Raw genomic sequence first — 24,633 nt, 5'->3', positions numbered from 1 at the left:
GGAACTCGCCAGGGGCTCCTTCCCGCGGCTGCCGTGGCTCCGGCGTGAGCGCGCTCGCCGTCGCCGGGGTGCGCAAGCGCTACGGCCGCCACGAGGCGCTGCGTGGCGTCGACCTGGAGGTCGGCGATGGCGAGTTGGTGGGGTTGTTGGGTCCGAACGGCGCCGGGAAGTCGACGCTGACGAAGATCGCCTGCGGCCTGGTCCGGCCGACCGCGGGCTCCGTGGTCCTGCAGCGCCCGTTCGGCTACCTGGCCGAGCTGTTCCGCTTCCCCGGCTGGTGCACGGCCGACGAGGTGCTGGTCCTGCACCAGCGCCTGACCGGCTCGGAGGGCGGCGCGCGGGAACGCGGCGAGCTGTTGGAGCTCGTGCGGCTGGAGGACGACGCGGGCACGCGCGTGGAGGCGATGTCCAAGGGCATGCAGCAGCGGCTCGGGCTGGCGCAGGCGATGGTCGGCGGGCCGCGTGTGTTGTTGTTGGACGAGCCGACGTCGGCCCTCGATCCCGGCGGGCGGCGCACCGTGCGCGACCTGCTGGAGGAGCTGCGCCGCCGCGACGTGGCCGTGCTGTTGAACACGCACCTGCTCAGCGAGGTCGAGCAGGTCTGCGACCGCGTGATCATCATCGACAAGGGCGTGGTCGTCGCGGCGGGCACGCCGGCCGAGCTGGAGCGCGGCAGCGGCGTCGAGGTCGAGCTGGCGAGCGGGACGCGCGTGTTCGAGGGCGCCGGGCGCGCGGACGTGCCGCGGATCGTCGCCGAGCTGGTCGCGGCCGGCGAGCGGATCTACGGCGTGCGCGTCCGGCGCTCGACGCTGGAGGACGTGTACCTCGACACGGTGGCGGACGCCCGATGACGCGCGACGCGCACCCAGGGGGCGCGGTTCCGGGCGCGATTCCGGGCATCCTCATCGTCGCCCGCCACGCGCTGCAGGAGGCGCTGCGCCGGCGCGTCCTGGTCGTCGTGCTCGTGCTGACCGTGGCCTTCGGCGGGCTCTACGCCTGGGGCTGCAGCGCGCTGTTCGACGACGTCAGCGGCTTCCAGAACAGCTCCACCGGCCTGGACGCGAAGGCGCTGGCGGGCTCCACGATCGTCGGGCTGGCGATGTTCGGCGGCCTGTTCCTCGGCGTCGTGCTCGCCACGTTCCTGACCGCGGGCGCGGTGCGCGGCGACGCCGAGAGCGGGCTGCTGCAACCGCTCGTCGTCCGGCCGCTCGGCCGCGCGCAGTACCTGTTGGGTCGCTTCCTGGCCGCCGCCGTCGTCAGCGGGTTGTACGTGTTGGTCGTCTACCTCGGCGCGGTGCTCGTCACCGGCGCGATCGGCCACTGGTGGCCCGAGCACCCCTTCGCCTCGGGCTTCCGGCTGGCGGGCGCCGCGGTGCTGATCGCGGCGCTGTCGCTGCTGGGCTCCGTCTTCCTCGGCGCGACCGCCAACGGCATCCTCGTGTTGATGACCTACGGCGCGGGCCTCCTGGCCGGCCTGCTCGGCGCGATCGGCGACGCGATCCCCTCGCCGACCCTCCAGCACATCGCCTCGGTCGGCTCCTGGGCGCTGCCCTACGAGGCGCTCTACCGCGACGCGCTGCGGCTGCTGGTCCGCGACGTCCCCGGCGTCGCGGGCGCGATCGTCCAGCTCGGCCCGCTCGGCGGCTCCCACGACGCCGGGCCGCTGCTCGTGCCGTGGTGCGTGCTGTACCTCGTGGTCGTCCTGGCCGTCGCGGCCTGGGCGTTCCGGCGGCGGGACCTCTAGCGCCCCGGGTCGCGCGCCAGCAGCAGGTAGTCCCCGAAGCGCCCGGCCGGCGCGTAGTGCGTGTCGATGTAGTCGTCGAGCAGGTGGACGCCGCTGGAGCGGCCGGAGCCGTTGTGCTCCGTCATGGTCGCGGCGGGCGACAGCCAGCGGACGACGAGCGGGGTCCTGGTCCGCTCCAGGTCGCGGGCCATCTCGCGCTGGACCTTGGCGGTGGTCACGACGCCGGGCTGGACGACGTCGTAGCGCGTCGGGTTGCGCCGCTGCAGCGCGATGTACAACAACGTGTCGCCGACGCGGACGCGGTCGTAGCGCGGCGGCGCGCTGAGCAGGTAGGACCCGGGCCGGGTGCGCCGGTCGACCGCCGCGGCGAGCTCCTCCAGCGCGTGGGCGTCGTCGGGCGCGGTGCGCACGCCGTGCAGCGCCGGCAGGTCGACGCCGGCCAGCCGCGTGCCGTCGGTGACCTTGCCCAGCTCGCGGTCGAGGCCGTTGACGATGATCAGCGCCAGCCCCGCGCCGAGCACGACCTTCCAGGGCACGCGCCGGTCGCGCGCCGCCCCGGCGGCCAGCGCGACGGCCAGGACCGCGGCCAGCGGCACGAGGTGGAACTCGTCGGTCCGCGCCAGCAGGTAGGCCAGGCCGACGACCAGCAGCGGCACGAGCGCCCAGGCGGTGCGCCGCGACAGCGTCGCGATCGCCCACAGCGCGGAGAACAGCACCAGCACCGCCGGGAAGTCGTGCTCCAGGACCTTGTTGGGGTCCAACGTGTGCGGTGCCAGCGGGAACGGCAGGCGCTGGAGGTGCTGGAGGCCGGCGAAGCCGAACGTCTGCGACAGGAAGTCGCCGGGCGCGACGATCAGGAACGGCAGCATCCCGATCAGCGCGACCGCGCCGAAGACCCACCACACGCGGCGGCCGCCGTGCTCGCGCCCGCCCAAGATGTAGGCCCCGATCGCCGCCGCCACGCCGACCTCGGGCCGGAACAGGAACGCCAGGCCGGCCAGGCCGCCCGCCAGGCCGCTGCGGCGCCGCCCGGCGAGCACGGCGCCGAGCGCGAGCGTGGTCGCGGGCGCGGTCGGCCCCGGCGTCAGCGGCCAGGCCATCGCCGCCGCCACGGCCGCCCACGCGGCCAGCGCCCAGCGGTCGTTGGTGGTCTCGCGCTTGGTCAGCAGGTAGGCCAGCACCGCGCAGATCCCGGCGATCGCGGCCCGCACCCAGCGCCACGTCACCGGCGACGGCCCGAGCAGCGCCTGCAGGTACGGCGCTCCCGGCATGTAGTTGGCCCAGAAGTCCCGGTACGGCCACTCGCCGGAGGCGATCCGGTGGCCCCACTGGAGCATCAGCCCCTCGTCGTGGGGCCCGATGCCCGCGCGGATGTCGATCGTCGCGAACGCGAAGGCCAGCAGGCCGAGGACGACCAGCCGCAGCGGCGTCGCCTCGACGTGGACGCGGAAGAAGCCGTCGGAGGGACGGCGCGTGGTGGGCCGGGGCTCGGCCGCCTCGCCGCCGCTCATCGCGCCGTCGCTCATCGCGCCGCCTCCGGATGCCCGCCCGCCCGCGGCCCGCGCCAGGGGCGCGCGGGCACCGCGCGCTCCATCGCGTCGCGCTGCGTCCCGCCCACGCCGTGGCGCGCGCGCCAGGCGCCGGGCAGGCGCGGGACCGCCGCCGCCAGGCCGCGCAGGTGCTCGGCCAGCGCCCGCGGCCCGCGGCGGGCGGCGTCCGCCAGCCACGAGGCCTGGCGGTAGGCGACGTAGGGCAGCCAGCGCGCCGGGAACCAGCGCGCGACCAAGATCACCGTGTTGCGCGCGACGTAGTACCCGACCGCGCTGCCGCTGCCCGCGCCCGCGTGGTGCGCGACCGCGGGCTCGTAGCGCGTCGTCCACCCCGCCAGCCGCAGGCGCAGCGCGAGGTCGACGTCCTCCAAGTACATGCCGTAGGACTCGTCGAAGCCGCCGACGGCCTCCACCGCCGCGCGCCGGTACAGCGCCGCGCCCGCGCACGCGCCCCAGACCTCGCCGGGCGCGTCGAACTGCCCCGCGTCGCGGTGGCCGCGCCCGCGCTGCTCGCAGACGCCGTCGCGCCGCAGCGCGTCGCCGGTGTCGTCGATCAGGCCGGGATCGTCCATCCCGACCATCTTGCCCGCCACCGCGCCCGCTTCGCCATGCGCCTCCAGCGCGCTGACCATGCGCGCCAGCCAGTCGGGCGCCAGGGAGACGTCGGTGTTCACCAGCGCGACCGCGTCGCAGTCGGCCGTCGCTCGCAGGCCGTCGTTGACCGCCGCCGCGAAGCCGCCGTTGACGGCGCGCGCGACGACCTCGACGCCCTGCGCCCGCAGCCACGCGACGCTGTCGTCGCGCGAGCCGTCGTCGACCACGACGATCCGGTCCGCCGGCCGCGTCTGCGCCCGTAGCGCGGCGAGCATCCCGGGCAGCCAGCGGCGCCCGTCGTGGTTGGGGACGACGACCGCGACCCTCACCGCGGCCCTTCCGAGAACGCGCGTGGGAGCGCCGGCGAGCACGCGCCCGGAACCCGAGCCCCCTGGGCGAGGCGTCTCGCCTTCACGCCGCGCGGCGGCCGGCGAGCGCCAGCCCGCGCGCCGGGCGGCGGCGGTCGCCGCGTGGGCTCGGGCCCGCCGCCAGCGCCTGGTCGACGATCGCGCGGATCTCCCGCGCGAACGCGTCGACCGAGAAGCGGTGGGCGTTGGCCACGCAGTCGGCCGGGTCGACCGACAGCGGGTCGAACGCCGTGACCGCGGCCGCCAGCGCCTCGGGCGTCGCCTCGTCGTAGAACACGCCGGTGCGTCCCTCCCGCACCGACTCCGTCACGCCGCCCTCGTCCAGCGCCACGACCGGGCGCCCGGCCGCCTGCGCCTCGACGGCGGCGATGCCGAACTCCTCGGTCGCGGTGACGACCAGCGCGCGCGAGGTCGCCAGCAGGCGCGCGACCTCGGCGTCGCTGACGCGTCCGGCGAACCGGATCGTCGGGCCCGCCAGGCGCTGCAGGCGCTTGGCGTCCGGGCCGTCGCCGATGACGACCAGCGGCCGTCCGAGCTCGTTGAACGCGCGGACCGCCAGCTCGATCCGCTTGTGGGCCATCAGCTCCGACAGGACCGCGTAGTGCTCGCCGACGAGGCCCGGCGCGAAGCGCTCGACCTCGACCGGCGGGTAGACGACCTCGGCCTCGCGCGTGAAGTACCGCGCGACGCGACGGCGGGTCGTCTCGGAGTTGGCGATGTAGCGGTCGACGCGCTGGGCGGCGATCCAGTCCCACTGCCGCCAGCGCGCCAGCACGAGGCCGAGCGCGGGCCGCAGCAGCGCGTGCTGCCCGGCCAGCGTCGCGTCGCGCTCGTTCCACGCGTAGCGGAACGGGTTGTGGCAGTAGCAGACGTGGACGGCGTCCGGCGAGGGCAGCACGCCGTGCGCCCACGCGCTGGAGCTGCTGAGCACGAGGTCGTAGCCGCGGAGGTCGAGCGCCTCCATGGCGTACGGGTAGAGCGGCAGCAGCGGCCGGAACGACGTGGAGTTGGGGCGCAGCCGCTGCAGGAACGACGTGTGCACCCGGCGGTGCTCGAAGCGCCCCTCGGTCCCCTCCGGGTCGTAGACCGCGGTGAAGATGTCCGCGTCGGGGAACAGCTCGCAGAGCACCAGGAACACGCGCTCCGCACCGCGCAGGTCCAGGAGGAAGTCGTGGACGAGCGCGACCCTGGGTTCCGACGACGGCATGCGTCGGCGAGTCTATTTGTCAACGAGTCGTGACGACGGCCGCCTCCGCGGCGTCGGACGCAGCGGGCACGGCGGCGGCCGTCGGCCGCCAGCGCGGCTTGGCCAGCACGGTCTGGACGAGGCCGATGCGACGCTCGGCGAACCCGGCCTCGCAGTAGGCCAGGTACAACCGCCAGAGGCGCCGGAAGCGCTCGTCGTAGCCCAAGGCCTCCAACTCGCCCTCGGCCGCCGCGAAGCTCAGGCCCCAGCGCCGCAGGGTCTCGGCGTAGTGCGGGGTCAGGTCCTCCAGGTGGACGGTCCGCAGGTCGGTGTCGCGCGCGACGCAGCGGGCGATCACCTCGCGCGACGGCAGGCAGCCGTTGGGGAAGATCAGCGTGCGGATGAAGGACTTGGACGCGCGCTCGACGGCGTAGGCGCGGTCGTCCATGACGATCGCCTGCAGCAGCATCGCGCCGTCGGGCGCCAGGCGGTCCGAGCACACGCCGAAGAACGTGCCGAAGTCCTTCCACCCCACCGCCTCGATCATCTCGACCGACACGAGCTTGTCGTACCGGCCGGTGAGGTCGCGGTAGTCCTCCATCACCACCGTGACGCGGTCCTGGAGCCCGGCGGCCCGGACGCGCGCGACCGCGTGGTCGTGCTGCGCGCGGGAGATCGTCGTCGTGGTCACGCGACAGCCGCGGGTGCCGGCGGCGTGCAGCGCGAAGCCGCCCCAGCCGGTGCCGATCTCCAGGACATGGTCTTCGGGCGAGATCGCGAGCTTGTCGCAGATCATGTCCAACTTGGCGACCGACGCCTCCTCCAGCGTCATGCGCGGGCGGGTGAAGACCGCGCCCGAGTACATCATGGTGGGGTCGAGGAAGAGCGCGAACAGCTCGTTGCCGAGGTCGTAGTGGGCGCCGATGTCGCGACGGCTGCGGCGCGGCGTGTTGCGGCGGAAGGCGGCGCGCCCGCGCTGCAGCGGCTCGCGGAGCGGGGTCAGCCGGCGGCGCAGCGCGTCGAGGCCGGCGATGTTGCGGGCGGCGACGCGGATCACCGCGGTCAGGTCCGGCGCGTCCCAGAGCCCGTCGCGGTAGGCCTCGGCCATGCCGCGGCTGCCGCCGAGGAGGATCCGCCGCCACGCCCGCGCGTCGTGGACGACGACCGTGGCCTCGGGCGCGCCGTGGCCGCCGAAGGCGTGGCGGGCGCCGTCGGGCTCGACGACGGTCAGGCGCCCGCTGCGGACGCCGCGCCGCAGGACGGCCAGGACGGCGCGGCGCGCGGCGGTGGCGGTGGTCGCGGCGGCGGTCATGACGGGCGCGCCTCGCCGGCCCGCGGGTGGCGATGCACCGGGACGCGCCGCGCCGCGAGCACGAGCGCGTGGCCGTAGATCAGCGGCAGGACGCGCAGGCGCAGCAGCGCGTGGCGCGCGAGCCCCGCGCGCGTCAGCGGCCGGCGACGCAGGTTGAGCGTCGCGTCGAAGACCGTGGTGTCGCCATCGCGCGCGGCGATGTGCACGGACAGGGTGTCGCCGGGCCGCGTGGTCGCCCAAACGTAGTGCTGATCCATCGCGAGGAACGGCGAGACGTGCATCCGCTTGCGCACCTCGGTGCGCTCGACGCGGGCGGCGTCGGCGTCGGCGTCGGCGCGCGTGAGCAACACGTAGCGGTCGGTCTCCCGCCACGGCGTGGACGTGACCTCGGCGACGACGGCGTGCAGCGTGCCGTCGGCGCGGTGGCAGAAGTAGAAGGACACCGGGTTGAAGCCGACGCCCAGGATCCGGCGCTGCGTCAGCGCGAGGATCGCGCCGTCGGCGCCCGGGCCCGCCGCCGCGCGCGCCGTGGCCTCCGCCTGGGCGCCGGGGCGCTCGTAGACCATCGAGATCCGGTGGCGGAACTCGCGCCGGCGCACGGCGAAGCGGCGGTGGCGGATCGTGCCCTCGTACAGCGCCGGGGCGCTCACGGCGTGTCGATCCCCAGCTCGCGGGCGACGCGCAGGCCCGAGACGACGCCGTCCTCGTGGAAGCCCCAGCCCCAGTAGGCGCCGGCGAAGTGCGTGCGGCTCCGGCCGCCGGAGATCTCCTCGACGCGCCCCTGCGCGACCATCCCCCGCCGCGTGAAGACGGGATGCGCGTACTGGATCGTGCGCACGATCGCGTCGGGGTCGATCGCCTCGCTGCGGTTGAGCGTCACGCACCACTGCCGCCGCGCGCCCCGCAGCGACTGCAGGCGGTTCATGTGGTAGGTGACGGTCGGCCTGCCGGGCGGCGCGTCGAGCAGGTGGTAGTTCCAGCTCGCCCACGCGCGGCGCCGGCGCGGGAGCAGGCGGCGGTCGTGGTGCAGGACGGCCTCGTTGGGCGCGTACGGGAAGGCGGACAGCAGCTCGCGCTCCAGGGGCGTGGCGTCGTCGCCGAGGATCCGGAGCGTCTGGTCGGCGTGGGTGGCGAGCACGACGTGGTCGAAGCGCTCGCCGTCGACGCGCACGTCGTCGGCGCCGCGGACGACCGAGCGCACCGGCGCGCGCAGGCGGATCCGGTCGGCGAACGGCGCGGTCAGCGCCTCCACATAGCGCCGGGAGCCGCCGCGGACCACGCGCCAGCGCGGGCGCCCGCGCAGGTCGAGCATCCCGTGGTGGTCGAAGAACTGGACGAGGAAGCGCGCCGGGAACGTCCACATCTGCTCGGGATCGGCCGACCAGACGGCGGCGGCCTGCGGCACGATCAGCCGTCGCACGAACGCCGGGCTGAAGTCGCGGTCGTCGAGCCACTGGGCCAGCGACGGGTTCTCGTCGGAGGCCAGCAGCGCCCGGGCCTCGCGCTGGAAGCGCCGCACGTCGAGGATCATCCGGTGGAAGGCCGGTGAGGCGAGGTGCGCGCGCTTGGCGTACAACGCGTTCGGGGAGGTCGACGCATACTCGAAGTCCCCGTGCTCGTCGCCGACGCCGAAGCTCATCTCCGACGGCTGCCACTCCACCTTGAGCTGCCCCAGCAGCCGCTCGAAGTTGGGGTAGTTGCGGTCGTTGAACACGATGAACCCCGTGTCGACGTCGAGCGTCGCGTCCGGCTCGTCGACCCGGATCGTGTTCGTGTGCCCGCCCGCGTAGCCCCCGGCCTCCAGCACGTGCACGTCGTGCCCGGCGCGATGGGCTTGGTGGGCGACGACCAGGCCGGAGATCCCGGCCCCGATGACGGCGATCCTCACGTCTCTTCTTCGGGCGTGCGCCGCCGCCGGATCACTCGCGATAGCGTCCCGCCGATGCTCGTCGGGATCGACGCCCGTGCGCTGGCGGCCCGGCGGGGCGTCGCGCGGTTCACGCGCCGGATGGCCGAGGCGCTCGCGGCGCTCGACGGCGTCGACGTGCGCGCGCTGGTGCCCGGCCGCGAGCCGGTCGAGCCGGTGCCGGGCGTCGAGCTGCGCCGGACCGCGCTGCCGTCGCGGGCGCTGCACCTGGCGGGCGCGGTCGCGGGCTTCCCGCGGATCGACACGCTGCTGGGCGGCGACGTGGACGTGACGTGGCTGCCCGCCCCGGCGCCGGTCGCGGTCGGCGACCCCTACGTGTTGACCGTCCACGACCTGTCGTGGGAGGACCGGCCGCGGGACTTCACGCGCTACGAGCGCCTCTGGCACCGCGCGGCGCGGCCGCCGTCGATCGCGCGGCGCGCGCGGGCCGTGGTCTGCGACGCGCCGTCGGTCGCCGACCAGGTGCGCGAGCGCTGGGGCGTGACCGCGTCGGTGGTCGAGCCGGGGATCGACGCGCCGCCGCGCGAGGTGGCGCCGCGCCCGGGGCGCCCGTACTTCCTCTACGTCGGCGCGTTGGAGCCGCGCAAGGGCCTGGACGTGCTGGCGGACGCGTGGGCGCGGGCGGGCCTGGACCCGGACACCGAGCTGCTGATCGCCGGCGAGGGCCGCGCGGAGGTGCCGCCGGGCGCCACCGTGCTCGGCCACGTCGGCGACGCCGAGCTGCACGCGCTCTACGCGGGCGCGCTCGCGGTCGTCCTCCCGTCGCGGCTGGAGGGCTTCGGCCTGACGCCGCGCGAGGCCGCCGCGCACGGCACGCCGTCGATCGTCTCCGACCTCCCCACGCTGCGGCTGCCCGGCACGCTGCGCGTCCCGGCCGGGGACGCGGACGCGTTGGCGCGCGCGCTGCGGGACCTCCCGGCGCGGCGCGCGGCGCTCGTCGCCGAGCTGCCGCCGTCCCGCACCTGGGCCGACGCGGCGCGCGAGCTGCGCGCCGTCCTGGAAGGGGCGGCGGGCCCGTGACCGGCGTCGGCATCGTCGTCGTCCTGCACGACTCGCTCGACGACCTCCGGCGCCTGCTCGGGTCGCTGGCCGCGGTCAGCCCGCGGCCCCAAGTTGTCGTGGTCGACGCCGGGTCGTCCGACGACGGCCCGCGGGTGGCGCGCGACTGGGGCGCCGAGGTGCTGGAGGCCGGCGACGTCGGCTTCGGCGCGGCCAACAACATGGGGTTGGAGCGCGTGACCGCGTCGGTCACGTTGTTGTTGAACCCCGACGTCGTCGTCGGCGAGGCGTCGGTCGTCGAGAAGCTCGCGCGCCACGCCCGTCGCGAGGACGCCCTGCACGTGCCGCGCCTGCTCAACCCGGACGGCTCGGTCCAGCGCAGCGCGCATCCGCTGCCGGGCCGCGCGCGCGAGCTGCTGCCGGCGGTCGTCCACCCGCGGGCGCTGCCCGGGCCGCTGCGCCACGCCGCCGACCCGTGGCGCGCGGAGGAGCCCGACGACCGGGTCGTCGGCTGGGCGATCGCCGCCGCGGTCGCGGCGCGGACCGAGACGCTGCGGGCGCTCGGCCCGTTCGACCCCGAGCAGTTCCTGTTCTACGAGGACCTGGACCTCTGCCTGCGCGCGCGGGCGGCCGGCGTCCCGACGATCCTGCATCCGCGGCTGGCGATGGAGCACCGCGGCGGGCACTCGACCGGCCCGGCCTACGGCGGCGAGCCGCACGCGCTGCTGGCGCGGCGCCGGCGCGAGGTCGTGCGCGCCAACCTCGGCGCCCGCGCGCTGGCGCTCGATGACGCCGCCCAGGCGCTGACGTTCGCGACCCGCGGCGCCGCCCGCGCCGCGCTGCGCCGGGACGCCCGCCGCGAGTGGGCGCGGCTGCGCGCGTTGGCCGCCGCGCGTCGCGGGTAGCGCCCGGTGCATGACCCAGTTCTGGTTCGCCGCCTCGACCGAGGAGTTCACGCCGTCCGAGATGCTCGAGCAGGCCAAGGCCGCCGACCGCGCGGGCTTCGAGGCCGTCGGCTCCTCCGACCACTTCCACTCGTGGTTCCCGCAGGGCAAGGGCAGCGCGGCGTGGGTCTACCTCCCCGCCGTCGGCCAGCAGGTCGCCGACAAGCCGCTGTTCACCAGCGTCACGCCGATCCTGCATCACTACCACCCGGCGGTCGTCGCGCAGTACTTCATGAACCTGGAGGAGCTGTATCCGGGGCGCGCGGTGCTGGGCGTCGGCTCGGCGGAGGCGCTGAGCGAGGTCCCGCTGGGGCTCGACTGGCCGGAGCCGGCCGCGATGCTGCGGCGCTTCGAGTCGGGGTTGGAGGCGATCACGCGGCTGTGGGACGGCGAGACCGTGACGATGGACGGCGGCTGGTTCTCGCTGGACAAGGCCAAGTTGATGACGATGGCCGAGACCCGGCCGCGGATGATCGTCAGCGCCTTCGGGCCCGACGCCGCGCGGATCGCGGGCCGGCACGGCGACGGCCTGTGGACGCTGGGCGATCCCGAGAGCGCGCCCGAGGTGATCGAGGCCTACAAGAAGTCCTGCGAGGAGCACGGCAAGCCGGTCGGCGAGATCGTCCTGCAGGCGGGCTTCGCGCTCGGCGACGACGAGGCCGCGCTGATCAAGGCCACCAAGAAGTGGAAGACCACGCAGTTCCCGGAGTACCACCTCGAAGACCATCATGATCTCGACGAGATGGCCCGGTCGGCCGAGGCGCGCATGACCGACGCGGAGTTCGCTCACGAGGGCTTCCTGGTCAGCGCCGACCCGCGGGAGCACGTCGACCGGATCAAGGAGATGATCGCCGTCGACGACGCGGTCAGCGTGATCTGCCTGCAGGGGATCGGCGACCTCGACCCGATCGGCTCGATCCGCCGCTACGGCGAGGAGGTCCTGCCCGCCCTGGGCGGCGGCGCGGGCCACGGCCGCTTCAGCAAGGACCGCGAGGCGGACGCCACCCAGCGCCACTGACCGGCATGCTTCGAGCGCGATGCTCGCGATCCGCGGGGCCGCGCCCGGCCTGCTCGACGAACCCCTGCTGCTGGAAGTCGGCGGCGCGCCGCCCGGCGCGCCGCTGACCTGGCGCGCGCGGATCCGCGACGACGACGGCTTCGTCTGGCGCGCGTCGGGGGCGACGCCCGACGCGCTGGCCTGGGCGGCGGCCAAGCCCGCCTCGGCGGGCGCGATCGCCGCGCTGCGCTCGCTGCGGCCGGTCGAGCTGGACGTGCGCGTGGAGGACGAGGACGGCGGCGGCGCGTCCCGGACGCTGACGCGGTCGCTCCTCGCCGACGGCGTGAAGGCGCGCCGCTGGCGCGACGGCGGTGTCGCGGGGACGCTCTACCTGCCGGGCGAGGCGACCGGCGCCGGGGTGATCCTCGACGCGCGCGCCCCGAGCGAGCCGCGCGACGACTCCGTCCCGGCCGCCGACGTCGCGCCGCCGGCCGCCGCCCTGCTCGCCTCACGCGGCGTCCTCGCCTTCGTCCTCGCACGCGGCGACGCCGACGCCGTCCGCGAGCAGCTCGCGCGCGTCCCCTCCGCCCCGCCGGAGATCGCGGTGCTCGACGGCGTCCCGGTGCCCGCCGGCGTCCCCGCCCAGGCGCCCGCCGACCCCGTCGCCTGGGACGCGCTGCTGCGCCGACTCGGCGCGCGGCCGCGCCGCGTGGCACGCTGAGGCCGTCTCCCCGCCCGCCCGCCGTGCCCGAGTCCTTCACCGACACCCCGCTGCTGACCGAGCGCTTCGACGCGGCGCTGCGCTACGCCACGCGCCACCACGCGCGGCAGCTGCGCAAGGGCACGCCGATCCCCTACGCGGCGCACATCCTGGCGGTCGCGTCGCTGGTCCTGGAGATGCACGGCGACGAGGACGAGGCGATCGGGGCGCTGCTGCACGACGTCGTCGAGGACGGCGGCGGCCGCGCGGCGCTGGCCGAGATCGAGGCCGCGTTCGGCGCAACGGTCGCCGCGATCGTCGTCGCCAACAGCGACACGCTGGACCCCGACGACCGCCCCGGCTGGTACCAGCGCAAGCGCGCCTACGTCGACGCGTTCCCGGACAAGACGCCCGGCGCGCTGCGCGTGTCGCTCGCCGACAAGCTCCACAACTCCCGCTCGATCCTCACCGACTACCGCACCCACGGCGACGCCATCTGGGCCCGCTTCGGCCAGGGCCTCGGCCTCGCGACCCGGATCTACTACCGCGAGCTGGCCCTCGCCTTCGAGCGCGAGCACGACCGCCTCGGCCCCGCCGCCTCCCCCTACGTCGACGAGCTGCGCCGCACCGTCGACGCGATCACCGCGCTGGCCGAGTCCCACCAGGGCCCGGACACGCGCACGCTCTTCGACGGCTAGCGACGGCGCGTCAGGCCGCGGCCTCGTGCCGCAGGTCGACGACCTGCCGCTCCACCCGCGCGCCCACGGCCGCCGCGTACCGGTCGATCATCGACTCCTTGGCGTCATCCTGCCCCTCCAACCGCGCCACCGCCGACTGCGACGTGCGCATCCGCGCCGCCACCATCGTCTGCGACAGGCCCTTGTGGCGACGCAACTCGACCAGCTCCCGCAGCAGCGCCCGCCGACGCTCGGCGGCGGCGATCAACTCCGGGAACTCCGGGTTGCGAGCGGTCGACTCGTCGACGACCTCGTCCAGGAAGTCCTTCATGCCCAATCCATCCGCCAGATCATCGCCAGAACGATATCTCAAATCAGAGATAGTGCAAGGCCCTGCGACCGGTCATGAAGAGCGGCCACGCCGGCGCCAGTCGCTCAGCCGACGCTGCGCCAGATCGAGCTTCGGCGGCGGGGTCTTCCGCGTCTTCTTCGCGAACGCCTCGAGCGACAGGAGAACGTGGTTGTATCGGCCCTCCGCGGCGAAGATCACCCGGAAGAACCTGTCGGCGGTATCGGCCTTGACCTCGTAGAGGTCGCCGCGCAGGTGCTTGGCCGCGCAGAGCCCGTCGCGCCGCACCTCCTTCATCGCCGCGACGACGGAGGCGCGCTCCTCGTCGGACAGCTCCATCAGGAACTTGTAGACGGGTCGACCGCCCGCCGCCGTGCGGTAGTCGCGCCATTGGCGCTTGTGGTTCGCGCTCTCTGCCATGTGCTCGCCAGCCGGGCACCGTAGCGGCAGATCCCAGAACGGTGAGGAGAACGGGGAGAGTCGTTACAGAGACGCGAGCTTGTCGACGGTCCGGAAGTTCCGGCCGGTCAGGCGCACGCCGAAGCGCTTCTCGTTCATGGCCTTGGCCAGGGGCGATCGCTGGACGCCGTTGGGCAGCCACAGGTAGGCCTCGCGGCCGCGGATCGCGAAGGCCTCGGGCGCCAGCGCGTCGGCGTCGAGGTCGGATGCCTTGGCCGCGTCGATCGGCGCGTCGGCGAAGAGGACGAGGTGGCGCGAGGCGTTGTCGGCGACGTCGCCGAGCGGGTTGGCCTCGAGGACGTCGGCCAGCTCGTCCTGGGTACGGAGCACGACCGGCACGTCCCATCCGCACACCCCCGCGATCGCCCGCTCGACCTTCGCGAGGCTCGCCTTGCGGCCGCTGAAGACGACGTTGCCGGAGTTCACGTAGGTCTTGATGTCCGTGAACCCCAGCTCGGCGAAGGCTCCGCGCAGGTCGGCCATCGCGACCTTCGTCGTCGGCCCGACGTTGACGCCGCGCAGCAGCGCGATCTGGCGCGGCATCCCCTAGAACAGCCCGAGCTGCTCGGGCGCGGGCTCGGCGGGCGGCTCCGGCTCGCGCGGCGCCATCGCGGCGTCCAGCTCCTCGGCCAGCGTCGGCGGCCCCACGGGCTCCGCCGCCGCCTCCACCTCCGGCGGCACGGCCTCCCCCGGCCCCGCGTCGACCTCGGCCTCCGCCACCTCGGCCTCCGCCACCTCGGCCTCCGCCATCTCCGTCTCCAGCGGCTCCTCGACCAGCGGCGGCGGCTGCTCGGGCGCGCCCTGCGCCAAAAGCGCGGGCAGCTGCTGGAAGTCCCGCCGCAGCACCTCGACGTTGGCGGGCGTGTACAGCGCCGCGGCCGGGTGGAAGACCGGGAACAGCCGCACGCGCCGCGGCCCGACCATCCGCTCCTCGGCGCGCCCGTGGATGCGCATGATCCCCGTCGGATCGCCGCGCAGCAGCTTGGTGGCGAAGTTGCCGAGCGTGCAGATCACCGTCGGCTGGACCTGCTCGATCGTCCCGAACAGCCACTCCTGGCAGTTCTCGATCTCGACCGGGTGCGGGTCGCGGTTGCCCGGCGGCCGGCAGCGCAGCACGTTGGTGACGAAGACCTCGGCGCGCGTCAGGCCGATCTCGCCCAGCAGCGTGTCGAGCAGCCGCCCGGCCTGCCCGACGAACGGCAGCCCGCGCTCGTCCTCGTTGCGCCCCGGCGCCTCGCCGACGAACATCAGGTCCGCGTTCGCGTTGCCGCCGCCGAAGACGACCGTGTGCCGGGTCGCGGCCAGCTGCGGGCAGCGCGTGCACCCACGCGCCTCGTGGAACAGGCCCTTCAGGGCCTCGCGTCGCTCATCGGCCGACGGCACATCCCGCACCCTAGACACACGGCCGGACCCCCGGGTGGTCCTTCCCGCATCTTCCGGAGTACCATTGCCGTGAACGCAACGTTCGCGACCGGCATCCGGGCCGTCCGGAGCTGGACCGACTGTCGTCATGAACTCCGAACTTCCCGCCTGCGCGGTCGTGGGTCACGGCCGCCTCGGAACGGCGCTCGCCGAGGCGCTGCGCGCTGCCGGCGTGCGCGTCGACGGCCCGCTCGGGCGCGGTGCCACCGCCTCCGACGCGCCGGTCGTCCTCCTCGCGGTCCCCGACGGCGAGATCGCCAACGCGGCCGCGGCCGTCTCCCCCGGCCGTCTTGTCGGCCACTGCTCGGGCGCCACGACGCTCCAGCCGCTGTCGGACCATCACGCCCGCGCCTTCAGCCTGCACCCGCTGATGACGATCACCACGCGTGGCGCCACGTTCACCGGCGCCCACGCGGCGGTCGCGGGCAGCGACGAGAACGCTCTGCGCACCGCCGAGGACCTCGCGCGCGCCCTGGGCATGATCCCCTTCACCGTTCCCGACGCCGACCGCGCCGCCTACCACGCGGCCGCGTCCATCGCCTCGAACTTCCTGATCACGCTGCAGTGGGCCGCCGAGCGGGTCGGCGGCGTCGACCGCCACGCGCTCGCGCCGCTGGTCCGCGCGACCGTCGAGAACTGGGTCGCGGAGGGCCCGCGGAGCGCCCTCACCGGCCCGATCGCCCGCGGCGACGAGGCCACCGTGGCCCGACAGCGCGCCGCGGTCGCCGACCGCGCGCCGGACCTCGCGCCGCTGTTCGACGCGCTGGCCGCCGCCACCCGCGACCTGGCCGCGGGAGCCCCCGCATGAGGACCATCCGCACCGTCGCCGCGCTGCGCGCCACCCGCCGCGACGGCGAGACCGTCGCGCTGGTCCCGACGATGGGCTACCTCCACGACGGCCACCTCGCGCTGATCCGCGCCGCGCGTCAGCAGGCCGACCAGGTCGTCGTCTCGCTGTTCGTCAACCCCAGGCAGTTCAACGACCCCAGCGACCTGGACAACTACCCGCGCGACGAGCAGCGCGACGCCGCCCTGGCCTCCGACGCGGGCGCCGACTTCCTCTTCGCCCCGACGCCCGACGAGGTCTACCCGCCCGGCTTCGCCACGCAGGTCCGCGTCGGCGGCCCGCTGACCGAGGCGCTGGAGGGCGCCCACCGCGGCGCCGAGCACTTCCACGGCGTGACGACCGTCGTCACCAAGCTCCTCAACATGGTCGCCCCCGACGTGGCGCTCTTCGGCCAGAAGGACGCCCAGCAGGCGCTGGTCATCCGGCGCCTGGTGACCGACCTCGACATGCCTGTGCGGATCGAGGTCGTCCCGACCGTCCGCGAGCCCGACGGCCTCGCGCTCTCCTCGCGCAACGTGCGCCTCGGCGACGACGACCGCCGCCGCGCGCTCGCGCTCTCCCGCGCGCTGCGCGCCGCCGAGGGCACGGTCGCCGCCGGCACGACCGACGCGGCCCAGGTCCTGACCGCGGCCCGCGCCGCGATGACCCCCTTCGACGTCGAGCCCGAGTACCTCGCGCTCGTCGACCCCGAAGACCTGTCCCCCGTGGGCACGGTCGACCAGGAGACGCTCCTGGCGGTCGCGGCCCTCGTCGGACCGGTACGACTCATCGACAACACGATCCTCGTCCCGGCGGGTAGCCCCGGGACGAACGGGAGGCACTGAGCGCTCATGCAGCGCGTCATGCTCAAATCGAAGATCCACCGTGCGACGGTGTCGGACTGCGACCTCCACTACGTCGGCTCGATCACGATCGACCCCGACCTGCTGGAGGCCGCCGACATCCTGGAGCACGAGCAGGTGCACGTGGTGGACGTCGACAACGGCGCCCGCTTCGAGACCTACACCATCGCGGGCGAGCGTGGCTCGGGCGCGATGAAGGTCAACGGCGCCGCGGCCCGCCTCGTGCACCGCGGCGACACCATCATCGTCATCTCATATGGGCAGTACGACGAGGCCGACCTGGAGCGCTACGAGCCCAAGGTCGTCCACGTCGAGAAGGACACCAACACCATCATCGACGTGGATGCGGCGGTGGCGACCCTCCTCACCTAGAGGGCGTCAACCGCGTCAGATCCACAGGAGGCAATGGAAAGCATGTCCACCATGCGCAACATCACCGTCCCGGCCGACGCCTCGCGCCTGCCGATGACGCTCCCGCGGCTGGCCGAGAAGAAGCGCCTCGGCGAGCCGCTGGTCATGGTCACCGCCTACGACTACCCGTCGGCGCTGGCGGCCGACAAGGCCAACGTCGACCTCGTCCTCGTCGGCGACTCCGGCGCGATGACCGTCCTCGGCTACCCGTCGACGGTCGCGGTGACCCTCGACGAGCTGCTGGTCCTGGCCAAGGCGGTGCGCCGCGGCCTCAGCACGCCGTTCATGGTCGCCGACCTGCCGTTCGGGTCCTACGAGGTCTCCGACGAGCAGGCGGTCGCCACGGCGTTCCGCTTCATCAAGGAGGCGGGCGCCGACGCCGTCAAGCTCGAGGGCGGCGGCGAGGTCTCGGTCGCGCGCGCCCGGGCGATCGTCCAGGCCGGGATCCCGGTCATGGGCCACGTCGGCCTGACGCCGCAGACCTCGACCGCGCTGGGCGGCTACCGCGCCCAGGGCCGGACGGCCGAGGCGGCGAGCGAGGTCGCCCGCCAGGCGCTCGCGCTCCAGGAGGCCGGCTGCTTCAGCGTGGTCTTCGAGGCGATCCCGAGCGCCGTGTCCGAGGCGGTCATGCCGAAGATGGACACGCTGGTGATCGGCATCGGCGCCGGTCCGGCGACGGACGGGCAGGTCCTGGTCTTCCACGACCTGCTGGGCATCCGCGAGGGCCGCGGCGCCCGCTTCGTGCAGCGCTACGCCGACATCCTCGACGAGATGGTCGCCGGCGTGGAGGCCTACGCCGACGACGTGCGCACCAAGCGCTACCCCGGCCCCGACCACGGCTACTCGATCCCGGACGAGGAGCTGGCCCGCTTCCGCCGGGCCCTCAGCGCCTAGCCGGGCACGGTCGAAAACCCACGCGTTCTCGCGGCCCTCGCCCTCCCGGCGGGGGCCGCGCGCGTTAACTTCGCCGGAGTTCACGGCCACCTCGCCGACGGAGAGCGAGAGGCTGACCCGTTAACTTCGCCGGAGTTCACGGCCACCTCGGCGACGGAGAGCGAGAGGCTGACCCGTTAACTTCGCTTTCACTCGCTACGCTGCGCGCCGTGGCCCGTCTGTCTCAGGTCTTCGCCCCGAAGGACCGTGAATTCTTCGACCTCTTCGAGGAGGCCGGGCAGAACATCGCCCGCGCCGCCGATCTCCTCGATCAGATGATGAGCGCGTGGCCCGATCGCAAGGAGCTCGCGCGCGACATCCTCGTCTGCGAGCAGGAGGGCGACCGGATCACCCACGACATCATCCATCGCCTCAACGCGACGTTCGTCACGCCGATCGACCGCGAGGACATCCTCGCGCTGGCCTCGGCGCTGGACGACGTCCTGGACTACACCGAGGAGGTCGCCGACTACATGGGCCTCTACCGGATCGAGGCCCCGATGGAGCAGGCGGTGCGGCTGTCGCACATCCTGGTGCAGGCCACGCGCCAGGTCTCCGAGGCGCTGCCCCGGATGCGCGGCTTCCAGGATCTCAGCCACTACACGGTCGAGATCAACCGCTTGGAGAACGACGGGGATCGGGTGTCGCGCGAGGCGATGGCCTCGCTGTTCGACCACGGCATCGACCCGATGGTCGTGATCCGCTGGAAGGACATCTACGAGCGCCTCGAGCAGGCGATCGACGCCTGCGAGCACGTGGCCAACGTGCTGGAAGGCATCGTCATCAAGAACTCGTAGTACCTGATGGACTCGGACATCGTCCTCTACATCGTGGTCGCCACGGCGCTGGCGTTCGACTTCACCAACGGCTTCCACGACACCGCCAACGCGATCGCCACGTCGATCTCCACCCGCGCCATGTCGCCGCGGGCGGCCGTGCTGATGTCGGCGGTGCTGAACTTCGCGGGCGCGTTCATCTCGCTCGAGGTCGCCGCGACGGTCGCCAAGGGCATCGTCGAGGCCAACGCGGTCACGCCCACGGTCGTCTTCGGCGGCCTGATCGGCGCGATCGCCTGGAACCTCGCCACCTGGTGGTTCGGGCTGCCGTCGTCGTCCTCGCACGCGCTGATCGGCGGGATGGTCGGCAGCGCGTTCGTCGCGCAGGGCGCCAAGGTCATCGAGTTCGACGGGATCCTCGAGAAGGTCGTGATCCCGGCCGTGATCGCCCCGACGCTGGCCTTCGCGGTCGCGGGGATCTCGATCCTGGTCGCCTACCGCGTCGTCGGGCGGCAGCGGCCGGGCGTGGTCAACCGCGGGTATCGGCTCGGGCAGCTCGTCAGCGGCGCGATGTTCTCGCTGGCCCACGGGACCAACGACGCGCAGAAGACGATGGGGATCATCACGCTCGCGCTGATCGCGCACGGCAACATCGCGGCCAACGACTTCCACGTGCCGACCTGGGTCGTCATCTGCAGCGCTTCGGCGATCTCGCTGGGGACCTACAGCGGCGGCTGGCGGATCATCCGGACGATGGGCTCGCGGATCATCAAGATGGACCCGGCCCAGGGCTTCAGCGCGCAGGGCGCGGGCGCGGCGGTCGTGCTGACCGCGTCGCACCTCGGCTTCCCGCTTTCGACGACGCACGTCATCAGCGGCGGCGTCATGGGCGCGGGCGCGGCCAAGCGGCTCTCGGCCGTGCGTTGGGGCGTGGCCGGCAACATCGCGCTGGCGTGGCTGCTGACGCTGCCGTGCTCGGCGGTGATCGGTGGCGTCGCCTACGCGCTGACCCAGCTCTTCGGCGACGACGCGGCGGGCGTGGTGCTCGTGACGCTGCTGGTGATCGGGCTGGTCGCCGCGGCGTTCGCGACGCGGGTGCGGCGCGGCCCGGCGATCACGACCGCGGCGCCGGCGGAGGGCTAGGCGATGCTCGCGACCATCGAGTGGGACAAGATCGGCGAGCTGCTGTACGTCGCGCCGCTGGCCGGCCTGGCCGTCGCGATCTCCTACTCCTTGATGCTCGTCGGCTGGGCGCGCGCCGGCGAGGCGCGGCGCGAGGGCGCCGGCGGGACGGCGCTGGCCTACAGCGCGCTGGGCACGGTGGCGACGATCGCGTTCCTCGCCGTCGTCGTCTTCGGCGTGACGATCATCGTCAAGAAGTAGGCCTACTCGTAGGTGATGGTCTTGATCACGCGGGCGGGCGCGCCGGCGGCGATCGAGAACGCGGGGATGTCGGTCGTGACGACCGAGTTGGCCCCGATCACGCAGCGCTCGCCGATCGTCACGCCGGACGTGACGACGACGTTGGCCCCGCACCAGACGTTGTCGCCGAGCTTGGTCGGGCCCTTGGTCGTGAAGCCCTGCCACGGGACCGGCGTCGTGGGGTCGTCGAAGCGGTGGTTGGCGTCGGTGACGAAGCACCCGTTGGCCAGCATGCAGTGGCGGCCGATCTCCACGAGGTCCATGGCGGCGACCATCACCCCCATGTTGAGGAACGAGCCGCCGCCGATCCGGATCCGCGCCGGGTCGGGGCCGGTGAGCCAGACGTCGGGCTCGAACTGCACGTTGGGGCCGAGGTCGAGCCGGCCGTCGCGCAGCAGCTCCAGGACGTTGCCGTGGATCGGCCAGCGGGCGAAGGACTCGCGCTTGGCCAGCTCGTAGTGGATGCGGGCGCGGTGCAGCGGGCGCGTGTTCTGCTCGTACCAGCGCCACTTCTGCAGCCACAGCCGGGCCTGGGTGGCGTTCAGCAGCTCACCGCTCCTCGGTGCTGCCGGCGCCGCGCAGGATCTTGCCGAGGTGCTCGGCGATCTCGACCGCGCTGCCCTCGCTGCCGCCCGCGCGCAGGCGCGCCTGGACGGAGTGGAGGCTGGTGCGGTCGTTGAGGTCCTTCTGGGCGGCCTGCAGCTGGGAGGTGATCTGGCTGCTCAGCTCGCGCAGGCGGTGCTGGGCGTCGCGGACGGCCTCGGAGAGCGCGCGGGACTCGACGCCGGCCAGGTCGGCCTGGGCGCGGGCCTCGCGCAGCAGCGCGTCGGCCTGCTCGCGCGCGTCGCGGGTGATGCCGCGCGCCTCGACGCGGGCGTCGGCCAGCTCCTTCTCGGCGCCCTGCTTGATGCGGACCGCCTCCTCCTGTGCGGCCTGCACCGCGCGGCGGGCCTCGTGGTCGGCGGAGACGCGGCGGTTGTCGGACTCGTTGTCCAGCTCGCGGACGCGGGCGGCGATGGCCTGTTGGATGCGCTGCTCCTCGCCGGCCTGGTGCTCGGCCAGCGCGCGCTGGTGCTCGGCCTTGGCCCGCTCCAGCTCCTGCTGGACCTCGGCGCGGGCGGCGGCGACGGCGCGGGCCTGGTCCTCCTCGGCCAGCGCGGCGACGCGCGCGGCCTCGTTGCGGGCGTCGGTGCGCAGCTGCTCGGCGTCGGCGCGACCCTGGTCGAGCGCCTGCTGAGCCTGCTCGCGGGCCTGAGCGACGAGGGCCTCGGCCTGCTCGCGGGCGGCGGCGAGGGTGGCGTCGGCCTGGGCGTCGGGGGTGGGCGCGGGCGCGGGCGCGGCGTGCAGCTCGGGGGCGGGCGGCGGCTCCGGCGCGGGCGCGGGCGCGGCGTGCGGGTCCACGGGGGGCTCCGGCGCGACGTGCAGCTGGGTCGGCGCGTCGGGCGCGTGCGCCGCCAGCGGCGTCGGCTCCGGCACGGGCGGGACGACGCCGCCCAGCTCGGAGGTGAACGGGCGGTGCCGCACGGTCAGCTCGTGGCCGCGGCCGCCGCCGGGCAGCACGATCTCGCGCTCGCTGACCAGCTCGATGTGGCCGAAGCGCAGCGTGAGATCCGTCAGCAGGGCCGCGCGATCGGGGCCGGTGACGGTGACGACGGACGGTTCCATTGCCATGTCCGATCAACGCTACCGGTCGCCCTGGCGGCACGGCCGGTGGATGGCCGGACATCCGGTGCGTGATCTTCGCGCACGCCCTGTGTCTCAGAGCGCGACACACGAACCCGAGACAGGAGGGGAACGCACATGCTCCGCACCCGCATCGCCGGCGCCGCCGGCGCACTGGCCCTGCTGGCCACCCCGGCCGTGGCCGCCGCTCATGGCAATGGGCACCACCATCACAAGCGCCACCACCATCACGTCGTCAAGCGCGACCGCGACGTCACCGGCACCGCGAGCGCGACGATCCAGTCGTTCGCCGGCGGCGAGCTGACGCTGGCGCTGCCCAGCGGCAAGACGTACACCGCCGACGTCACCGACCGGACCGTGATCATCTGCTGGACCGCCCCCTCGTCGACGACGGCGAAGGCCGCCAACCACGGTCGCGGCGACGGCAACGACGATCCGGGCGACCAGGGCCGCGGGTCGACCACGACGCCCCCGTCCACCGTCTCCGGCGACGACCACGGTCGCTGCGGCACCGACAAGCTCGCGACCGGCGCCAAGGTCGCGGTGGCCAAGCTGTCGCTGATCGGCGACGCGGTGACCTGGAAGAAGGTCGTCGTCGTCTCCTAGCGACGAACCCCTCGCTCCGCCACGGCCCCGGTGCGGACCCCGGGGCCGTGCGCGGAGCGGGCATTTCGGGAAGTAAGGTCGGACACGGTTCGCGTCGTTCTCCGGAGGATCAGGTCAGACACGGATGAAGCCAGCTCCCCTGCGCCACCCCGCCCGCCTGGCGGGAGCCTCGCTGCTGCGTCTGCAGAGCGACGCGCGGTTGGCCGAGCTGGCCGTGGCCGGCCACGAAGCCGCCTTCGACGCGATCGTCGACCGCTACCGGACGCCCCTGATGAGGTACTGCGCCGGGATCGTCGGCCCCTCGCGGGCCGAGGACGCCGTGCAGCAGGCGCTCATCAACGCCCACGAAGCGATGACGAGGACCGACGAAGTGCGGCATCTCAAGCCTTGGCTGTACCGGATCGCGCACAACGCGTCGCTGAACGTGCTGCGCGCGGTGCGCGACGACGTGCCGCTCGACGAGGCGGCCCTGGGCGCCCGCGCGAGCGGCGCCGGGCCGGAGGAGTCCTTCGAGCGCTCCGAGCAGTTCCGCTCGACGCTGGCCGCGCTCCAGGCGCTGCCCGAGCGCCAGCGCGCGGCGCTGGTGCTGCGCGAGCTGGAGGGTCGCTCGCACGAGGAGATCGCCGAGGCGCTCGGCGTGACGAAGGGCTCCGCGCGCCAGCACCTGATGCGCGCCCGCGTCGCGGTGCGCTCGGCGGCGACGGCGATCACGCCGTACCCGCTGGTCGCGCGCTTCGCGGAGCTGCTGTCGGGCGGCAGGGCGCCGGGCTGGGTCGACGCCGCCGCGGGCGCCGGGGCGAGCGCGACGCTGATGAAGCTCGGCGCGGGGGTCGCCGCGACCGGGGCGCTGGTGGGCGGCGCCGTCGGGACGCACCACGCGATGCGCGGAGGCGCGGCGGACGCCGCCGCCGTCCCGCGCACCGTGGTCCAGCAGCGGGCGGGAGCGCCGGCCGCCGTCGAGCGCGCGGGAACGCCGCCGGTCACGGCGGCGGTCGTGGGGAACGCGACGCCGGCGGTGGCCCGCGACGACCTCGTCGCACGGCGGCCTGGCTCCGGGCCGGGGCCGGGGCGCCGCGGCAAGCACGGGAAGGGCCGTGGCGCGCGCAACCGCACGGTGGGCGCGGGCGCCGGCGCGCCCGACGCCGCCGTTCCGACGACGACCGTCGAGAGCGGGACGAGCCATCGCGGCCGTCAGAACGCGAACGGCCGCGGCAACGCCCAGGGCAACGACGACGCCCAAGGGCGGCAGGGCCGTGGCCGCGGCTCCGCCGACCACCCCAACAACGCCTCGAAGGGCAACGGGCGCTCGGGCACCGACGACACCCAGGGCAACGAGACCTCGCAGCACAGCAGCGGTCGGGGCGACGGGAACGGGAACGGCAAGGGGAGCGGCACCGGCACCTCGAAGTCCGGCGCCTCCGGCTCCTCCTCCGGTCGCTCTGGCAACGGCGAGGACCAGGGCCAGGACACGAGCAAGACCCCGTCCGCCCCGGCCGCCGAGAACATCCGCTCCGGCTCCAACGGCTCCGGCAAGGGCGACTCCAACGCCCAGGGCACCTCCAGCTCCACCCCCACGCCCACGTCCACGACGCCCGCGTCGTCGGCACACGGCGACGAGGGCGACTGAGCCGCCCGCGCTCCGCACCGCCACACACGCGCCGCGCCGTCTCACGCGAACCGCACCGACGCACGCGCCGGGCGGCCGAGCGGCGCTCTAGTGTCGTGATTCATTCATTCGCCGGCAGCCTCCGGGCGCTCGCCGCCGCCATGCGCCCGCCGCTGATCCTCAACGACCCAAAGGGTCGCCTGCGGTCATCGACGACCGCCTGACGGGGCCGAGCATCCCGGAAAGCTGCGACCGAATGAATGAATCACGACACTAGGC

At 74.4% G+C, this 24,633-nt stretch carries 28 protein-coding genes; 16 read left to right on the top strand and 12 right to left on the bottom strand.

All coding sequences use genetic code 11. The features are described 5' to 3' along the window. Positions 1 to 44: 44 nt before the first annotated feature. A complete protein-coding gene (locus VFG42_RS05230) occupies positions 45 to 851 on the top strand; it encodes an ABC transporter ATP-binding protein (protein ID WP_324905984.1) in 807 nt (268 codons plus the stop codon). Then, on the top strand, positions 848 to 1,744 hold the full coding sequence (locus tag VFG42_RS05225) for an ABC transporter permease (RefSeq protein ID WP_324905982.1): 897 nt from the start codon (positions 848 to 850) through the stop codon (positions 1,742 to 1,744). The genes VFG42_RS05230 and VFG42_RS05225 overlap by 4 nt, the downstream gene beginning before the upstream one ends. Here VFG42_RS05225 and VFG42_RS05220 read toward each other — a convergent pair. The 6 genes from VFG42_RS05220 to VFG42_RS05195 all read right to left on the bottom strand — a co-directional run bounded on the left by VFG42_RS05220 (position 1,741) and on the right by VFG42_RS05195 (position 8,642). Continuing rightward, positions 1,741 to 3,270, bottom strand: a complete 1,530-nt coding sequence (locus tag VFG42_RS05220) for a hypothetical protein (protein WP_324905980.1) — start codon at positions 3,268 to 3,270, stop codon at positions 1,741 to 1,743. The genes VFG42_RS05225 and VFG42_RS05220 overlap by 4 nt on opposite strands. Next, complete coding sequence (locus tag VFG42_RS05215) at positions 3,267 to 4,217, bottom strand: glycosyltransferase family 2 protein (protein ID WP_324905979.1); 951 nt, start codon at positions 4,215 to 4,217, stop codon at positions 3,267 to 3,269. The genes VFG42_RS05220 and VFG42_RS05215 overlap by 4 nt, the downstream gene beginning before the upstream one ends. A gap of 82 nt (positions 4,218 to 4,299) precedes the next feature. Next, positions 4,300 to 5,463 carry a glycosyltransferase gene (locus VFG42_RS05210; RefSeq protein WP_324905977.1) on the bottom strand — a complete coding sequence of 388 codons (1,164 nt, stop codon included), beginning with the start codon at positions 5,461 to 5,463 and terminating at the stop codon, positions 4,300 to 4,302. Between the two features lie 19 nt (positions 5,464 to 5,482). Then, complete coding sequence (locus tag VFG42_RS05205; RefSeq protein WP_324905976.1) at positions 5,483 to 6,754, bottom strand: cyclopropane-fatty-acyl-phospholipid synthase family protein; 1,272 nt, start codon at positions 6,752 to 6,754, stop codon at positions 5,483 to 5,485. Next, positions 6,751 to 7,404, bottom strand: a complete 654-nt coding sequence (locus VFG42_RS05200; RefSeq protein WP_324905975.1) for a DUF1365 family protein — start codon at positions 7,402 to 7,404, stop codon at positions 6,751 to 6,753. Before VFG42_RS05200 ends, VFG42_RS05205 begins: the two co-directional genes overlap by 4 nt. Beyond that, on the bottom strand, positions 7,401 to 8,642 hold the full coding sequence (locus VFG42_RS05195) for an NAD(P)/FAD-dependent oxidoreductase (protein ID WP_324905974.1): 1,242 nt from the start codon (positions 8,640 to 8,642) through the stop codon (positions 7,401 to 7,403). Before VFG42_RS05195 ends, VFG42_RS05200 begins: the two co-directional genes overlap by 4 nt. Positions 8,643 to 8,696: 54 nt before the next feature. Between VFG42_RS05195 and VFG42_RS05190 the strand changes: the two genes are divergently transcribed. From VFG42_RS05190 to VFG42_RS05170, 5 genes are read left to right on the top strand one after another with little or no spacing between them, the layout of a single operon-like run. Then, a complete protein-coding gene (locus VFG42_RS05190; RefSeq protein ID WP_324905973.1) occupies positions 8,697 to 9,701 on the top strand; it encodes a glycosyltransferase family 1 protein in 1,005 nt (334 codons plus the stop codon). After that, positions 9,698 to 10,585, top strand: a complete 888-nt coding sequence (locus VFG42_RS05185; protein ID WP_324905972.1) for a glycosyltransferase family 2 protein — start codon at positions 9,698 to 9,700, stop codon at positions 10,583 to 10,585. The genes VFG42_RS05190 and VFG42_RS05185 overlap by 4 nt, the downstream gene beginning before the upstream one ends. A 10-nt stretch (positions 10,586 to 10,595) precedes the next feature. Beyond that, entirely contained in the window at positions 10,596 to 11,642 is a 1,047-nt protein-coding gene (locus VFG42_RS05180; protein WP_324905970.1) for an LLM class flavin-dependent oxidoreductase, read from the top strand. Between the two features lie 19 nt (positions 11,643 to 11,661). Next, positions 11,662 to 12,342, top strand: coding sequence for a hypothetical protein (locus VFG42_RS05175; RefSeq protein WP_324905968.1), 681 nt, complete (start codon positions 11,662 to 11,664; stop codon positions 12,340 to 12,342). 23 nt (positions 12,343 to 12,365) lie between these two features. Further along, the gene (locus VFG42_RS05170; protein WP_324905966.1) at positions 12,366 to 13,019 is read left to right on the top strand and encodes an HD domain-containing protein; all 654 of its coding nucleotides are present in this window, start codon (positions 12,366 to 12,368) and stop codon (positions 13,017 to 13,019) included. Between the two features lie 10 nt (positions 13,020 to 13,029). On the opposite strand, the gene VFG42_RS05165 is transcribed toward VFG42_RS05170, so the two are convergent. From VFG42_RS05165 to VFG42_RS05150, 4 genes are all read right to left on the bottom strand, one after another. Beyond that, positions 13,030 to 13,329: a helix-turn-helix transcriptional regulator gene (locus VFG42_RS05165; protein ID WP_324905964.1), complete on the bottom strand. Its 300-nt coding sequence runs from the start codon at positions 13,327 to 13,329 to the stop codon at positions 13,030 to 13,032. Between the two features lie 72 nt (positions 13,330 to 13,401). Beyond that, a complete protein-coding gene (locus VFG42_RS05160; RefSeq protein ID WP_324905962.1) occupies positions 13,402 to 13,686 on the bottom strand; it encodes a type II toxin-antitoxin system RelE/ParE family toxin in 285 nt (94 codons plus the stop codon). A gap of 144 nt (positions 13,687 to 13,830) precedes the next feature. After that, positions 13,831 to 14,349 (bottom strand): DUF1697 domain-containing protein, encoded by a 519-nt coding sequence (locus tag VFG42_RS05155; RefSeq protein ID WP_324905961.1) that lies wholly within the window; start codon positions 14,347 to 14,349, stop codon positions 13,831 to 13,833. A 3-nt stretch (positions 14,350 to 14,352) separates the two neighbouring features. Beyond that, positions 14,353 to 15,189 (bottom strand): uracil-DNA glycosylase, encoded by an 837-nt coding sequence (locus VFG42_RS05150; protein WP_324905959.1) that lies wholly within the window; start codon positions 15,187 to 15,189, stop codon positions 14,353 to 14,355. Between the two features lie 127 nt (positions 15,190 to 15,316). Here VFG42_RS05150 and VFG42_RS05145 point away from each other — a divergent pair, with 127 nt between their 5' ends. The 7 genes from VFG42_RS05145 to VFG42_RS05115 all read left to right on the top strand — a co-directional run bounded on the left by VFG42_RS05145 (position 15,317) and on the right by VFG42_RS05115 (position 20,420). Then, positions 15,317 to 16,036, top strand: a complete 720-nt coding sequence (locus VFG42_RS05145; protein WP_324905958.1) for a Rossmann-like and DUF2520 domain-containing protein — start codon at positions 15,317 to 15,319, stop codon at positions 16,034 to 16,036. Continuing rightward, on the top strand, positions 16,033 to 16,899 hold the full coding sequence (gene panC, locus VFG42_RS05140) for a pantoate--beta-alanine ligase (protein WP_324905956.1): 867 nt from the start codon (positions 16,033 to 16,035) through the stop codon (positions 16,897 to 16,899). Before VFG42_RS05145 ends, panC begins: the two co-directional genes overlap by 4 nt. Positions 16,900 to 16,905: 6 nt before the next feature. Then, positions 16,906 to 17,289 carry an aspartate 1-decarboxylase gene (panD, locus tag VFG42_RS05135; protein WP_349260390.1) on the top strand — a complete coding sequence of 128 codons (384 nt, stop codon included), beginning with the start codon at positions 16,906 to 16,908 and terminating at the stop codon, positions 17,287 to 17,289. A 51-nt stretch (positions 17,290 to 17,340) separates the two neighbouring features. Next, a complete protein-coding gene (gene panB / locus VFG42_RS05130; RefSeq protein WP_324905952.1) occupies positions 17,341 to 18,222 on the top strand; it encodes a 3-methyl-2-oxobutanoate hydroxymethyltransferase in 882 nt (293 codons plus the stop codon). A gap of 209 nt (positions 18,223 to 18,431) precedes the next feature. After that, positions 18,432 to 19,058, top strand: coding sequence for a DUF47 domain-containing protein (locus VFG42_RS05125; protein ID WP_324905950.1), 627 nt, complete (start codon positions 18,432 to 18,434; stop codon positions 19,056 to 19,058). A 6-nt stretch (positions 19,059 to 19,064) separates the two neighbouring features. Then, positions 19,065 to 20,180 carry an inorganic phosphate transporter gene (locus VFG42_RS05120; protein ID WP_324905948.1) on the top strand — a complete coding sequence of 372 codons (1,116 nt, stop codon included), beginning with the start codon at positions 19,065 to 19,067 and terminating at the stop codon, positions 20,178 to 20,180. A 3-nt stretch (positions 20,181 to 20,183) separates the two neighbouring features. Further along, a complete protein-coding gene (locus VFG42_RS05115; RefSeq protein ID WP_324905946.1) occupies positions 20,184 to 20,420 on the top strand; it encodes a hypothetical protein in 237 nt (78 codons plus the stop codon). Between the two features lie 2 nt (positions 20,421 to 20,422). Here VFG42_RS05115 and VFG42_RS05110 read toward each other — a convergent pair whose 3' ends face one another. Together VFG42_RS05110 and VFG42_RS05105 are read right to left on the bottom strand one after the other, a co-directional pair. After that, complete coding sequence (locus VFG42_RS05110) at positions 20,423 to 20,821, bottom strand: acyltransferase (protein WP_324905944.1); 399 nt, start codon at positions 20,819 to 20,821, stop codon at positions 20,423 to 20,425. 187 nt (positions 20,822 to 21,008) lie between these two features. Continuing rightward, the gene (locus VFG42_RS05105) at positions 21,009 to 22,130 is read right to left on the bottom strand and encodes a hypothetical protein (RefSeq protein WP_324905942.1); all 1,122 of its coding nucleotides are present in this window, start codon (positions 22,128 to 22,130) and stop codon (positions 21,009 to 21,011) included. A gap of 129 nt (positions 22,131 to 22,259) precedes the next feature. Here VFG42_RS05105 and VFG42_RS05100 point away from each other — a divergent pair, with 129 nt between their 5' ends. Both VFG42_RS05100 and VFG42_RS05095 read left to right on the top strand, forming a co-directional pair. Then, on the top strand, positions 22,260 to 22,748 hold the full coding sequence (locus VFG42_RS05100) for a hypothetical protein (protein ID WP_324905940.1): 489 nt from the start codon (positions 22,260 to 22,262) through the stop codon (positions 22,746 to 22,748). A gap of 124 nt (positions 22,749 to 22,872) precedes the next feature. Next, positions 22,873 to 24,375, top strand: a complete 1,503-nt coding sequence (locus VFG42_RS05095) for a sigma-70 family RNA polymerase sigma factor (RefSeq protein WP_324905938.1) — start codon at positions 22,873 to 22,875, stop codon at positions 24,373 to 24,375. Positions 24,376 to 24,633 lie beyond the last annotated feature (258 nt).

Origin of the sequence: Baekduia sp. (genome assembly GCF_035685985.1) — a bacterium.
GTDB lineage: Bacteria > Actinomycetota > Thermoleophilia > Solirubrobacterales > Solirubrobacteraceae > Baekduia.
This window is presented reverse-complemented; position numbering and strand designations above follow the sequence as displayed.